The following is a 13,034-nucleotide window of genomic DNA, read 5'->3' as shown; positions in this document are numbered from 1 at the left end:
ACGGGGGACTCATGACCATCGGACGCGTCACCCAGCGGATGCTCACCGACGGCTCGCTGGCCAACCTGCAGCGCAACCTCGGCCAGCTGGCCGCGCTGCAGGAGCGGCTGTCGACCGGGCGGGTCATCAACCGGCCCTCCGACAACCCGACCGGCACCACCGCAGCGATGCGGATCCGCACCTCGGTCTCCGACCAGGGTCAGTACGCCCGCAACGCCCAGGACGGCATCGGCTGGCTCACCCAGGTCGACAGCACCCTCGACGGGGTGACGACCGCGGTACGCCGGGCGCGGGACCTCGCGCTCCAGGGAGCCAACACCGGCGCCATGGGCCAGCAGGCGCGTGACGCCCTGGCCATCGAGGTCGACGGGATCCGCGAGCAGCTGCTCGGCCAGTCCAACGCCAGCTATCTCGAGCGGCCGGTCTTCGGCGGCGTCACCGCCGCCGGCAGGGCCTACGACGACACCGGCACCTGGGTCGGCGTCGATGGCGCGGTCAACCGGAGGGTCGCCGACGACGTGGTGGTCCGGGTCGACGTCGACGGCCGCACCGTCTTCGGCGACGGCGCGAGCTCGGTGTTCGCCGAGCTCGACGCGCTCGCCACCGCGCTGCGCGCCGGTGACACCGCGGGGATCACCGCCTCGGTCGACGTCCTGCGCGCCCGGGAGGACACCGTCACCGGCGTCCGGGCCGCGGCCGGCACCCGCTACCAGCGCATCGAGCAGTCCGCGCAGGCGGCCGACGACGCGAAGATGTCGCTGACCAACAACCTCAGCTCCATCGAGAACGCCGACCTCGCCGAGACCACGGTGCACCTCAAGCTGCAGGAGGTGGCCTACCAGGCCGCCCTCGCCGCGACCTCGCGCGTCATGCAGCCCAGCCTGCTGGACTTCCTGCGATGATCGAGCGCATGGACCTCCCCGTCATCGAGCTCGCGCACCCGATGCCCGGGTTCCCCGACGACGCCCGGTTCGCGCTGGTGCGCCTCGACGACGACGGCGTACTCCACGGGTTCCGCTCGCTCGACAGCCAGGACCTGCAGTTCGTGGTCGTCCCACCCGCGCCGTTCTACCCGGACTACGCCCTCGACCTCGACGACGAGACCGCCACCGAGCTCGGCATCGACGAGTCCTCGGCGGACGAGGTGCTGGTGCTGCTCGTCGTCCGGGCCGGCGCCACGCTCGCCGACACCACCGTCAACCTGCGCGCGCCGCTGGTGGTCAACCCGGTCACCCGGCGGGCCAGCCAGGTGATCCTCGACGACGCGGACCTGCCGCTCGCCGCGCCGCTGGTCGCCTGAACCGCTAACCTCGACCACGTGCTGGTTCTCTCGCGTCGCATCGGTGAAAGCGTCGTCATCGGCGGCGGCTCGCCGGAGGCGGTGACGATCACCGTCCTGGAGGTCCGCGGCGACGTCGTACGCATCGGCATCGACGCGCCCCGCTCGGTCGCCGTCCACCGCGCCGAGCTGCTCGCCGAGCTCGCCGACGCCAACGCCGACGCGGCCTCCCCGCCCGACACGGCCGTCGCGTCGCTCAGCGAGGCGCTCCGCTCGCGCCCCTGAGGTCGGGTGGTTTCGGCGGCGCTGCAGCGCGGCGCTGTAACGCGGCGCTGTAACACGTTGTTCGCTGGGGTGGGGGACTCTCGTCGGCTGTAACACGTCGTCTGCCGTTGTTCCCGACCCGTGCCGGCTGTACCGGACCCGCACGGCCCTGCCTTCGCGACGTCTCGGGTCCGGTAGGGCAGCGGACTCCGTGTTACAGCGCGATCCGGCCACCCGCCCGCCCGTCCTATCCAGCCGATCCGACCCGCCGCGAGTGACCGGGACCTGGTCCCGACTCTCTTGACTCGCCTCACCCGCCCCCGCTCGGGGCCGATGGGGGAGCGAGCCTGAAGGGAGGCGCGGATGGACGACGACGCCGAGATCATCGCCGAGTTCCTCGTGGAGTCCCACGAGAACCTGGACCAGCTCGACCGGGACCTGGTCGAGCTCGAGCAGCAGCCGGACTCACGTGAGCGGCTGTCGAGCATCTTCCGCACCATCCACACGATCAAGGGGACGAGCGGGTTCCTGGCGTTCAACCGGCTCGAGCAGCTGACCCACGTGGGGGAGACCCTGCTGTCGCGGCTGCGCGACGGGGAGGTCGTGATGACGCCCCCGATCGCCGAAGGTCTGCTCTCGATGGTCGACACGGTCCGCGCCCTGCTCGACGGGATCGAGCGCACCGGCCGGGACACCGATCCCGCCGTCGACGTCGACCCCGTCGTCGCGGTCATCGAGGGCCTGCTGGCGGCCGACTCGGTCACGGAGGAGCCGGACGTGTCCCCGGCGGCTCCGTCCGTGACCGAGCCGGCGCCGCCGGAGCAGGAGTACGTCGAGCCGCAGCCCGAGCCCGAGCCGGAGCCCGAGCCCCAGCCCGAGCCGGTGAGCGACGAGCCCTGGGACGGCACCGAGCGCCGGGCGGTGGTGGACGCGAGCGTCCGCGTCGACGTCGACCTGCTCGACGACCTGGTCGACCTGGTCGGTGAGCTGGTGCTGACCCGCAACCAGCTCCTGCAGCGCAGCCTCGGCTCCGCCGACGCGGAGCTGGTGCGGGCCAGCCAGCGGCTGGACCTGGTGGCCAGCGAGCTGCAGGAGTCGATCATGAAGACCCGCATGCAGCCCATCGGCCAGGTCTGGTCGAAGCTGCCGCGGGTGGTGCGCGACCTGTCCCATCAGCTGGGTCGCGAGGTCGAGCTGGTGATGGACGGCCACGAGACCGAGCTGGACCGCAGCCTGCTGGAGGCGGTCAAGGACCCGCTGACCCACCTGGTCCGCAACTCCCTCGATCACGGCATCGAGCCGCCCGACGTACGACGGGCGGCGGGCAAGCCGGGCAAGGGCACGCTCAGCCTGCGCGCGTACCACGAGTCCGGTCAGGTGGTCGTCGAGATCTCCGACGACGGCAAGGGCATCGATCCCGTGGCGATCGGTGCGGTCGCGGTCGAGCGCGGCGTCGTCACCCGCGACCAGTTGGCCCGGATGGACCAGCGTGACGTGCTCGGGCTGATCTTCCGGCCCGGCTTCTCGACGGCCGCGGCGGTGTCCAACATCTCCGGGCGCGGCGTCGGGATGGACGTCGTCCGCACCAACATCGAGCGGATCGGCGGCAGCGTCGACGTGTCGTCCGAGCCCGGCCGCGGTACGACGACGCGGGTCCGGATCCCGCTGACCCTGGCGATCATCCCGGCGCTGGTGGTGGGGGAGGGCGGCGAGCGGTACGCGATCCCGCAGGCGAACCTGGTCGAGCTGGTCCGGATCGAGGGCGACGACCTGCGCCGCCAGGTCGAGGACCTCGCCGGCGCGCCGGTGCTGCGACTGCGCGGCCGGCTGCTGCCCCTGGTCTCCCTCGCCGAGACCCTCGGCGGCGCCGCCCCCGAGGACGAGGCGCTCACGGTCGTCGTGCTGCAGTCCGACGAGGTCCGTTTCGGCCTGTGCGTCTCCGAGGTGCACGACACCCAGGAGATCGTGGTCAAGCCGATCGGGCGCCAGCTGAAGGCGCTGACCATGTACGCCGGCGCGACGATCATGGGCGACGGCCGGGTGGCGCTCATCCTCGACGTCGCCGGCATCGCCGGGACCGTCGGCGTCGGCGCCACCCAGCAGGAGGCGCTCGACGGACGGGCCGCCGCCATCGACGACCGGACCGCGCTGCTCGTGCTCGAGGTCGCCGACGGCCGCCGGGCCGCGCTGCCGCTGGCCGCGGTCGCCCGGCTCGAGGAGTTCGGCCGCGACCGAGTGGAGCGCAGCGGCGCTTCCGAGGTGGTCCAGTACCGCGACGGGATCCTGCCGCTGGTGCGGCTCGCCTCCGCGATCGGGCTGCCGGACACCAGCGACCAGGGCGAGCAGATCAGTGTCGTGGTCCACGAGACCGGGGCGGGCGCCGGTGCCGTCGGCATCGTCATCGACCGGGTGCTCGACGTCGTGGAGGTGACGATCAGTGCCAGCGAGGTCGGTCGTCGTACCGGCGTCACGGGGAGTGCGGTCGTGCAGGACCGGGTCACCGACCTGGTCGACCTCGAGGCCGTCGTCGCCCGGTCGGGGGTGCCGGCATGAGCGCGGTGGCCACGGCCGAGCAGTACTGCACCTTCTGGGTCGCCGGCCTGTACTTCGGCGTCGCGGTCGACGAGGTGCAGGAGGTGCTGCGGCGCCAGCCGATGACGCCCGTCCCCCGGGCCGACCGCGCCGTCACCGGCCTGATCAACCTGCGTGGCCAGATCGTCACCGCCGTCGACCTGCGGGTCCGCCTCGGGCTGCCGGACCGCGCGGGCGACGAGCTCCCGATGAACGTGATCGTCCGCAGCCGCGGCGAGGTGGTCAGTCTCCTCGTCGACGACATCGGCGACGTGATCGACACCGCCGGCGTCGACCCGCAGCCCGCGCCGTCGACCATGCCCCGCGCGGTCCAGGACGTCGTCCGCGGCGTCCGCCCCCTGCCCGACTCCATCCTGCTCGTCCTCGACGCCGACCGTGCGGTCGACGTCGCGACCACGCCCGACACCACCGGAGGAAACCCGTGACCGAGACCCTGAACCCGCCGGTGAACGGCACCGGACCCGCCCCGACCGCCCGCAAGACGCGCGCAGCCGTGCCCGCCGTCGACTACGCCCTGTACGACGCGCTCGACACCGGCGCGTTCGTCGTCGACCCCGAGTACCGCGTCCGCTACGTCAACCGCCGGGCCCGTGCCGAGCTCGCCGCCGGCGGCCCCGACATCCCGCAGCTCGACGCCGACACGCTGATCGGCGCCTCCTTCGAGGCGATCTACCTGCACCCCGAGCTGGGCACGCGGGTCACCGCGACCGCGGAGCACCTGCCGCTGACCGACCGGGTCGCCTCGGAGCTCACCACGCACGACGCGTCGTTCACCGCGATCCACGACGCCGCCGGCACCTACGTCGGCGCGCTGGTGAGCTTCGAGGACGTCACCGAGCGGCTGCGGACCGAGCAGCAGATGGCGATCGCCAGCTCGATGATGGAGAACAGCCCGACGAACATGATGTTCGCCGACCTCGACTTCGTCATCCAGTACATGAACCCGGCCTCGCTCACCACCCTGCGCAGCCTGGAGGGCGTGCTCCCGGTCAAGGCCGACGAGGTCGTCGGGTCCAGCCTCGACATCTTCCACAAGAACCCGGCGTACCAGCGCGGGCTGCTGGCGAGCGCCGAGCACCTGCCGCGCCGCGCGAACATCCAGGTCGGCGACCAGACCCTCGACCTGTTGGTGAGCGCGATCACCGATGCGGACGGCGCGTACGTCGGCGCGATGGCCACCTGGGAGGTGATCACCGACCGGCTGCGGGTCGAGCGCGAGAGCGCCGAGGCCGCCGCCGACACCTCCGCGGTCAACAAGATCCTCGCGGGCCTCGGCTCGGCGAGTGACGTCGACGCCGCGGTCCAGGTCGCGCTCGACACGGTGCGCGGTGAGTTCGGCTGGGCGTACGGCTCCTACTGGAAGGTCGACCCGGCCGACCGGCTGCTGAAGTTCGCGCGCGAGTCGGGTGACGCCGGCCCGGAGTTCCGCCAGGTCACCCTGCAGGCCTCCTTCGCCGAGGGGACCGGTCTGTCCGGCCGGGCCTGGGCGCAGCGCGACCTGTACTTCACCCAGGACATCGGGGAGATGACCGACTGCGTCCGCGCGCCCGTCGCGCAGCGGGTCGGCGTGAAGTCGGGGGTCTGCTTCCCGGTCATCGTCGACGGCGAGGTCGTCGGCACCATGGACTTCTTCGCGACCGAGACCCTCCAGCCGAGCCCCCAGCGGCTCGATGCCCTGCGCAACGTCGGCCGCCTGGTCTCGCAGACGATCGCCCGGATCAACCGGGAGGTCGAGGAGCGCGCGTCGGCCGCCGTACTGGCCGGCAAGGTCGCCCAGATCCTCGACGTCGTCTCGGCCGCGGCGACCGGCGACCTGACCCGCGAGCTCGACATCGAGGGCGACGACGCCGTCGGCCAGGTCGCCGACGGCCTGCGCACCCTGATGAGCACCCTGCGCTCCAGCATGGGCAACATCAGTGGCGCCGCCGAGACCCTCGGCGCCGCCGCCACCCAGCTGACCTCGCTCGCCGAGGGCATGGGCGAGGGCGCCTCGATGACCTCGGACCGCGCGGCGTCCGCGTCGAGCGCGTCGGTCCAGGTGTCCGCCTCGATCCAGACCGTCGCCACCGCGGCGGAGGAGATGACCGCGTCCATCCGCGAGATCGCCAAGAACGCCACCGAGGCCGCGACCGTCGCCACCGACGCCGTCACCGTCGCCTCGGAGGCCCAGGGCACCGTCGCCTCGCTCGGCGAGTCCTCCGCCGAGATCGGCCAGGTCATCAAGGTGATCACCTCGATCGCCCAGCAGACCAACCTGCTCGCCCTCAACGCCACCATCGAGGCCGCCCGTGCCGGCGACGCCGGCAAGGGCTTCGCGGTGGTCGCCAACGAGGTCAAGGAGCTGGCGAAGGAGACCGCCAAGGCGACCGAGGAGATCGGTCAGAAGATCGAGGCGATCCAGAGCGACACCCAGGGCGCGGTCTCCGCGATCAGCCGGATCGCCGACGTCATCGCCCGGATCAATGACATCCAGTCCACGATCGCCTCCGCGGTGGAGGAGCAGACCGCCACCACCAACGAGATCGCCCGCTCGGTCACCGAGGCCGCCGCCGGCGCCAACGGGATCGCCGAGGACGTCACCCAGGTCGCCACGGCCGCCGCGGACACGCGCGAGGGTGCGCAGAACACGCTCACCTCCGCCACCGAGCTCACCGGGGTGGCCTCCGAGCTGCGGGACATGGTGGGGCGCTTCCAGCTCTGAGTCGCGCGGGTGCAGGAATCGCCGGTCGACCGGCGATTCCTGCACTTGTCGGGCGTTGCAACGCCCGACAAGTGCCAGAAGAAGCCGCCCAGTCCCGCCCGCGGCGGGTACGTCGAGCGGGCGACTCAGCCTACGCGGCGGTCCGGCGCCGGCGACCCGAGCGACGTGCCCGACGACCCAGCAGACCCAGCAGACCCAGCAGACCCGGCCGACGTGGACCCATCAGCCCCCCGCAGCCGTACGGCGAGCAGCGCCGCCTGGGTGCGGTGCTGCAGCCCGAGCCGGGAGAGCAGGCCGGTGACGTGGTTCTTGACCGTCTTCTCGGCGAGGTAGAGCCGCTCGGCGATCTGGCGGTTGGTCATCCCCTCGGCGATCAGGAAGAAGATCTTCCGCTGCTGGGGCGTGAGCTCGCAGATGACGTCGAGCGACTTGCGCTGCATCTCCATCTGCTCGACGACGCGGTTCGCGACGGCGGGGTCGATGAGCGAGTGGCCGCCGGCGACCAGCTTGATGCCGTTGAGGAGCGAGTTGCCCTCGATCTTCTTCAGCACGTAGCCGGACGCGCCGGCCAGGATCGCGGCGGAGATGGCGTCCGGGTCGTCGTACGTCGTGAGGATCAGGGCCTTGATGTCGGGGTCGACCGAGCGCATCTCGCGGCAGATGTCGACGCCGGTGCCGTCGGACAGGTTGGCGTCGAGGACGGCGATGTCGGGGCGCAGCTGGAGGATCTCGCGCAGCGCGACGGTGGCGCTGCCGGACTGGCCGACCACCTCGAGCTCGGGGTCGGTGGCGAGCAGGCTCGCCACACCACGCCGGACGACCTCGTGGTCGTCGACGATGTAGACACGGATCGGATTCTCGGCTGGCACGGTAAAGATTCTCGGGCGTGGCGCGCCGGAGGGCGACAGGTACCGGGCAGGTCGAGCCGGAGGATCTGCGGGCGTGACCCGGAAGGACTAGTCCTTCCTGGCCGAACGAGGGATCAGTGGGCGCGCAGGTCGGCCAGCGCGGCCGAGACGTCGCGCTCGCTGCGCCGCAGCTCGGCGAGCAGCGCGACGATGTCCTGGGTGGTGAGCCGGTCGTCGAGCGGGGGCGGCGCCAGACACTCGGCCGCCTCGGCGGCGGTGATCCGGGTCCCGATCTCGATCCGATACGTCGTGTCGGCGAGCTCGTAGGTGACGTCGGCCACCACGGCGGTGAAGTGCTCGTCGGCCTCCGGGTCGTGGACCACGACGTGCTGGCCGGGCTCGAGACCGCACCGCAGTCCGGCGCCGACGTGGCCGACCGCCAGCGAGCGGCTGCGCCGGGTGAAGGGGCTGAGCGCCACCACGATCTGCTCCACCACGACCTCCGCCGGACCGGGGCGCCGGATGCGCCCGCACATCTGGACAACACCGGTGGCGGGACCTCGTTACGCGATCCGCGGTCCTCTCCTCTCTAGTCACTTCGGGCCAGGTCGATGACTAGTCCGGGTGGCGACCGGTATGAGTTCGCGCTAGGTTGGGTAGAGACGCAGCAGACATGTGGCCAAGCCCACCGCCACACCACTCTCGAGCTTCGGGAGTACCAAGTGTCCACCGCATCAATTCCCACCATCCCCCACCGCAGCACCACCGGCCAGGTCAGCTCCGCCGAGCGCAAGGCGCGCACCGCGGAACTCCTGGCGAAGGCGCGGGAATGCTCTCCCGGGGAGCGTGATCATCTCCTGCAGGAGGTGATCGTCCTCAACATCCCCGTGGCGCGCACCCTCGCCGCCCGCTACCGCAACCGCGGCCAGGCCGCCGACGAGCTCGAGCAGGTCGCCTGTCTCGCGCTCACTCGCGCGGTGCAGTCCTTCGACCCGGAGCGCGGCGACGACCTGCTGGTCTTCGCCGTGCCGAGCATCCTGGGCGAGCTGAAGCGGCACTTCCGCTCGGCCTCCTGGGCGGTGCGTCCGCCGCGCCGGCTCCAGGAGATCCGCCCCCGGGTGGTCGCCGCCGAGGAGGAGCTCGGTCAGCAGCTCGGCCGGCCGCCGACGCCGGAGGAGATCGCCGAGGAGCTCGACTGCCCGGTCGCCGAGGTCGAGGAGGCGCTGTCCTGCGGCGACCTCGCCCATGCCGCCTCGCTCGACGAGCCGGTCGCCGCGACCGGCAGCCCGCTCGGCGACCTGCTGCCGACGGTCGAGGAGGGCTTCGAGCACAGCGAGGCCGTCGCCATGCTCGGGCCGGCCTGCCGCCGGCTCAAGCCGCGCGACCGGCGGATCCTGCGGATGCGCTTCTACGAGCAGCGCACCCAGCAGGAGATCGCCGACGAGCTCGGCGTGACCCAGGTGCAGGTCTCGCGGCTGCTGCAGCGGATCTTCACCGACCTGCGGCGTGCGGTCGGGGTCGACTCGGTGACGTCCGCCGCCTGAGACACGACGGCGGTCCGCCGGTACCGGTCCCTCGATACGCTCGGGGGACACCGCCGGCGGACCGCTGTCGGTCGCTGCCCGCGCCCCGGACGCCCTCCGGCGACATCGTGAACACCGGCCCGACGGAGACCGACTTGGCTGCGCACCGCGTCGGACTCGGCTGCTACGACCCGCTCGCCGACTCGCTGCACTGGGACGACGAGGCCGGTCGGATGCACGGCCGGCAGCCCGGAGCCGCACCCACCGACCTCGATCGTGACGTCGCCGCATCGGGGACGGCCGCGTGCCGTGCTGACGCCGCCCGTCCCTTCTCGGCCGACTACCGGGTCCGCCCGGAGACGGCTTCCGACGGCAGTGTCGTCGTCCTGGTCGGGGCCGAGGCGCACGATGCCGCCCCGGGCCGCGTCGACCTGCTGTACGTCGATGTGACGGCGGAGCTGGCGACGGTCGCGGCCGCCGAGATCGAGGAGGCGGTGGCGGCGGCGGTCTCGTCGCGGATCGTGATCGAGCGGGCCAAGGGTGCGCTCATGCTGGGGTACTCCGTCAACCCGCACGCCGCCTTCGAGATGCTGCGGTGGTGGTCGCGCAACCACAACGTGAAGCTGCGGACCCTGGCCGGCGCCCTGATCGAGGCGCGCGCGAACCCCGTCCTCGCGGCCGAGCTGGCGGCGCGGTCCGACGCCGTCCTCGGGGACCTGGGACTCACCCTCACCCGCCCGGCCGTGGATCGGTGAGGCGCCCGGCGCGCCTCGTCTCGGTGGCGAGGTCATGGAGCAGGGCGTCGAAGACGATGCTCAGGCCCGGCCGGGCATGGTCTCCGCCGACGAGTGCGTCGACGATCCAGCGGGCGACCTCGGCGACGGTGACCGCCTTCTGCTCCGCCCAGCGGGCCAGTTGCGTCCTCGCCTGGCCGAGGTCGAAGCCGTAGGCCAGGCACAGGGCTCCGGCCGCCTGCTCGACGACGGCGGTGTCGCCGACGGCGTACGCGACCGAGGCCGAGACCACGCGCTGGATCTCGGGACCGAGAGAGGCGGTGGCGTCCACGACGAAGCCCTCGGCGTACGGCGCCGGCCCGCGCGGCCCGACGACCACGAGGATCCTGCGCTGGGGCCCGCGGGGTAGCTCGACGCGGTAGCCGACGGCGAACGGCCCGCGCTCCTGCCCGAGCGAGGTCACGAGCTGGTCCACCCGGCCGCCGTCGGAGGGGTGGACCAGGGCGCGCAGCCGCTCCGTGGTCACGCGCGCCGGCTCGTCCTCCAGCCCGTGGAGACGGGCGGCCACCGCGTCCCACCGCCACTGGTCGCGCCGCGGGACGTAGGAGAACCTCCCGGCGAGCCGCGGCTGGGCGCCAGGTCGTTGCCCGGGGGTCTGCGCGCAGAGAGGCCCGGGACCGGCAAGGTCGAAGATCATCGCTGCCCGTCCTGCACATGACCCTCGCCGCGCCGGGCGCCGGACCGCGGCTGCGGTGCGACGGGCGGCGAACGCCTGTGATGGGCCCCTGCTTCTCGAGCCGCCACGATCATGTCACACGGCCGTCCCGTCTCCGGGCCCGGGCGGCGGTCGTGGATCTCGGGAAAGGACGTCCTCCCCGAGTGGTGTCCGCCGGACCCAGCGGCCATACTGACGCCGGTCGCTCAGGCGATCGGCTGGCGAGAGAGGACCCCGCACGTGACCGCATCGATTCCCCTGGACGGGGCCGCGTCCGCGTTCTGGTCCTTCGCCCAGCGTCTCTACGCCGGCAACTCCTTCCCCGAGGTCTACGAGGCGTTGTGCGCGACCGCCCTCGCGGTGGTGCCGGGATGCGACCATGCCTGCATCACCACGGTGCAGGCCGGCCAGCGGCCGGTGCTCGCGGCGACGACGGATGCCATCGCCCGGACCGTCGACGCGCTCGAGTGGGAGGTAGGCGAGGGACCCTGCGTCGACGCCATCCGCACCCAGCGGTTCGAGCGCGATCCCGACATCGCGAACGACGCCGTGTGGCCGCGGCTGGCCGAGCGGGTGCTCCGCCAGACGCCGGTGCGAGGGATGATCGGGTATCGCGTGATCATCGGCGAGCGGAAGGTCGGCGCGCTCAACCTCTTCTCCGACACACCGGGAGCCTTCACCCGCGAGTCGGCGGACCTCGGGGCGATCATCGCGTCCTTCGCCTCGGTCGCTGTCGCGGCGGCCAACGAGCGTGAGGCCGCGGACAGCCTGCGCGCCGGCCTGGCGAGCAACCGTGAGATCGGCAAGGCGATCGGCCTGCTGATGGCCACCTACGACGTGAGCGACACGGAGGCCTTCGCCCTGCTGCGTGACACGTCGAACCGCCTCAACGTCCGCTTGGCCACGATCGCGGGCCAGGTCGTCGACGGGCACCGTCCGAAGCAGTGAGCCGCCTCAGCCGGTGGTTCCAGGCTGTGAGAGTTGCTCCTGGCTGGCCCGGGGCTGGCTGGCAGGGTGATCCCCGGCTGGTTCTCCTCCGTGATCGTGACCCCGATCTAGGCTGACCCGACGACTCGTGTCGTCGGTGTCCTGTCTGAGACTTGTCCGATCACGGTGGTGAACCGGCCGGCCACCCGGCCCACCACGTTGGCCTGATCAGAAGCCTGTCCCACACCTCGTTCGCGCGGGGCGTGGTGACCCATCACAGTAGTGCCGCGTAGTGATTCTCCCCGGGATGGTCCGGCCGGTTCGACCGGTCAACGACAGTCCACCTACCAGGAGGAACACATCGCTCATGACCGGCGCTCCTATCGTCGCAGACACCTACCTGTTCGTGGTTGGGGTCGACACCCATGCCGCGACCCACCACTACGCGATCATCGACACCCGTACCGGCGGAATCGTCGATGACGCCGAGTTCCCCACCAACACCAAGGGACTGCTCCGCGCCGCGGCCTGGGTCACCCGCCGCACGGGCGAACCCACCAAAGGCGATCTGGACCGAGTGTTGGTCAGCATCGAGGGCACCCGCAGCTACGGCGCTCAGATCGCCGCGCTCATGGCCCAGGCCGGCTATCGCGTGGTGGACGCGCCGTCGCCGAAGCGGGAACGTGGCACCGGCAAGAACGACACCATCGACGCCGTCGTCGCCGCCCGCGGCACCCTCCACAAGAGGCTCGACCAACTCGCTGACGCCCGCGCCGGGGACACCTCGACCACCCTGCAAATCCTGCTCACCGCACGCGCCGCGATGACCAGCGAGCGCACCCGGATGGTCAACGCCCTCAACGCGCTACTGCGCACCCACGCCCTGGGCGTCGATGCCCGCAAGAAGGTCAACCGGCCCACCATCCGTGTCATCGCCGCTTGGCGTGTGCGCAAGTCCGACACCCTCGCCTTGGCGACGGCGCGAGCCGAGGCGATCCGTCTCGCGACCCGGGTCGTGGCCCTCGACAGCGAGGTCGACGCCAACGAGCAGGCCCTGCTCGAGATGGTCACCGACACCCACGCCTCGCTGCTCGACCTGCCCGGCCTGGGGCCGACCACAGCAGCGGTCGTGCTGGCCGCGTGGTCCCACCCCGGCCGCGTCCGCGATGAGGCCGCGTTCGCGAAACTCGCGGGCGTGAGTCCGCTCGAGGTCGCCTCCGGAAACAGGCACGAGCACCGGCTCAACCGGACCGGCGACCGCCAGCTCAACAGCGCGTTCCACACCATCGCCAGTTCTCGCATGCGACACGACGAACGCACCCGCGACTACGTCGCCCGCCGCACCGCACAAGGACTCAGCAAGAGACGGATCCGGCGCTGCCTCAAGCGCTACGTCGCACGCGAGATCTACCGCCACCTCGCCGCAGAGGGGGTTGACAACCCATAGAAGC

13 protein-coding genes are annotated in these 13,034 nt (G+C 72.0%); 10 read left to right on the top strand and 3 right to left on the bottom strand.

Annotated elements, in window-relative coordinates; genetic code table 11:
- Window positions 1-11: 11 nt before the first annotated feature.
- From JOD66_RS06775 to JOD66_RS06750, 6 genes are all read left to right on the top strand, one after another.
- A complete protein-coding gene (locus JOD66_RS06775; RefSeq protein WP_204836138.1) occupies window positions 12-902 on the top strand; it encodes a flagellin N-terminal helical domain-containing protein in 891 nt (296 codons plus the stop codon).
- Between the two features lie 8 nt (window positions 903-910).
- Complete coding sequence (gene fliW / locus JOD66_RS06770) at window positions 911-1,300, top strand: flagellar assembly protein FliW (protein WP_239545115.1); 390 nt, start codon at window positions 911-913, stop codon at window positions 1,298-1,300.
- A gap of 18 nt (window positions 1,301-1,318) precedes the next feature.
- Window positions 1,319-1,564, top strand: coding sequence for a carbon storage regulator (locus JOD66_RS06765; protein ID WP_204836136.1), 246 nt, complete (start codon window positions 1,319-1,321; stop codon window positions 1,562-1,564).
- Window positions 1,565-1,906: 342 nt separating this feature from the next.
- Entirely contained in the window at window positions 1,907-4,096 is a 2,190-nt protein-coding gene (locus tag JOD66_RS06760; protein ID WP_204836135.1) for a chemotaxis protein CheA, read from the top strand.
- The gene (locus JOD66_RS06755) at window positions 4,093-4,560 is read left to right on the top strand and encodes a chemotaxis protein CheW (RefSeq protein ID WP_204836134.1); all 468 of its coding nucleotides are present in this window, start codon (window positions 4,093-4,095) and stop codon (window positions 4,558-4,560) included. The genes JOD66_RS06760 and JOD66_RS06755 overlap by 4 nt, the downstream gene beginning before the upstream one ends.
- Window positions 4,557-6,836 (top strand): methyl-accepting chemotaxis protein, encoded by a 2,280-nt coding sequence (locus tag JOD66_RS06750; RefSeq protein ID WP_204836133.1) that lies wholly within the window; start codon window positions 4,557-4,559, stop codon window positions 6,834-6,836. Before JOD66_RS06755 ends, JOD66_RS06750 begins: the two co-directional genes overlap by 4 nt.
- A gap of 125 nt (window positions 6,837-6,961) precedes the next feature.
- Here the strand turns inward: JOD66_RS06750 and JOD66_RS06745 are convergent, their stop codons facing one another.
- Together JOD66_RS06745 and JOD66_RS06740 are read right to left on the bottom strand one after the other, a co-directional pair.
- Window positions 6,962-7,705, bottom strand: coding sequence for a response regulator (locus JOD66_RS06745; protein WP_204836132.1), 744 nt, complete (start codon window positions 7,703-7,705; stop codon window positions 6,962-6,964).
- Window positions 7,706-7,818: 113 nt separating this feature from the next.
- A complete protein-coding gene (locus JOD66_RS06740; RefSeq protein ID WP_204836131.1) occupies window positions 7,819-8,178 on the bottom strand; it encodes a hypothetical protein in 360 nt (119 codons plus the stop codon).
- 228 nt (window positions 8,179-8,406) lie between these two features.
- On the opposite strand from JOD66_RS06740, the gene JOD66_RS06735 reads away from it, so the two are divergent.
- The gene (locus JOD66_RS06735; RefSeq protein WP_204836130.1) at window positions 8,407-9,228 is read left to right on the top strand and encodes a sigma-70 family RNA polymerase sigma factor; all 822 of its coding nucleotides are present in this window, start codon (window positions 8,407-8,409) and stop codon (window positions 9,226-9,228) included.
- 134 nt (window positions 9,229-9,362) lie between these two features.
- Window positions 9,363-9,962 carry an ANTAR domain-containing protein gene (locus tag JOD66_RS06730; RefSeq protein WP_204836129.1) on the top strand — a complete coding sequence of 200 codons (600 nt, stop codon included), beginning with the start codon at window positions 9,363-9,365 and terminating at the stop codon, window positions 9,960-9,962.
- On the opposite strand, the gene JOD66_RS06725 is transcribed toward JOD66_RS06730, so the two are convergent.
- A complete protein-coding gene (locus tag JOD66_RS06725) occupies window positions 9,937-10,638 on the bottom strand; it encodes an ANTAR domain-containing protein (RefSeq protein ID WP_204836128.1) in 702 nt (233 codons plus the stop codon). The two genes, JOD66_RS06730 and JOD66_RS06725, sit on opposite strands and share 26 nt — an antisense overlap.
- A 258-nt stretch (window positions 10,639-10,896) precedes the next feature.
- Between JOD66_RS06725 and JOD66_RS06720 the strand changes: the two genes are divergently transcribed.
- Together JOD66_RS06720 and JOD66_RS06715 are read left to right on the top strand one after the other, a co-directional pair.
- Entirely contained in the window at window positions 10,897-11,604 is a 708-nt protein-coding gene (locus tag JOD66_RS06720; protein ID WP_204836127.1) for a GAF and ANTAR domain-containing protein, read from the top strand.
- 346 nt (window positions 11,605-11,950) lie between these two features.
- The gene (locus JOD66_RS06715) at window positions 11,951-13,030 is read left to right on the top strand and encodes an IS110 family RNA-guided transposase (RefSeq protein WP_204836126.1); all 1,080 of its coding nucleotides are present in this window, start codon (window positions 11,951-11,953) and stop codon (window positions 13,028-13,030) included.
- Window positions 13,031-13,034: the final 4 nt, after the last annotated feature.

Origin of the sequence: Nocardioides nitrophenolicus, assembly GCF_016907515.1 — a bacterium.
GTDB lineage: Bacteria > Actinomycetota > Actinomycetes > Propionibacteriales > Nocardioidaceae > Nocardioides > Nocardioides nitrophenolicus.
This window is presented reverse-complemented; position numbering and strand designations above follow the sequence as displayed.

Coding starts and splice junctions, on each gene's coding strand:
- JOD66_RS06715 (WP_204836126.1), top strand. CDS start 11,951: ATGACCGGCGCTCCTATCGTCGCAGACACCTACCTGTTCGTGGTTGGG.
- JOD66_RS06775 (WP_204836138.1), top strand. CDS start 12: ATGACCATCGGACGCGTCACCCAGCGGATGCTCACCGACGGCTCGCTG.
- JOD66_RS06760 (WP_204836135.1), top strand. CDS start 1,907: ATGGACGACGACGCCGAGATCATCGCCGAGTTCCTCGTGGAGTCCCAC.
- fliW (WP_239545115.1), top strand. CDS start 911: ATGGACCTCCCCGTCATCGAGCTCGCGCACCCGATGCCCGGGTTCCCC.
- JOD66_RS06755 (WP_204836134.1), top strand. CDS start 4,093: ATGAGCGCGGTGGCCACGGCCGAGCAGTACTGCACCTTCTGGGTCGCC.
- JOD66_RS06725 (WP_204836128.1), bottom strand. CDS start 10,638: ATGATCTTCGACCTTGCCGGTCCCGGGCCTCTCTGCGCGCAGACCCCC.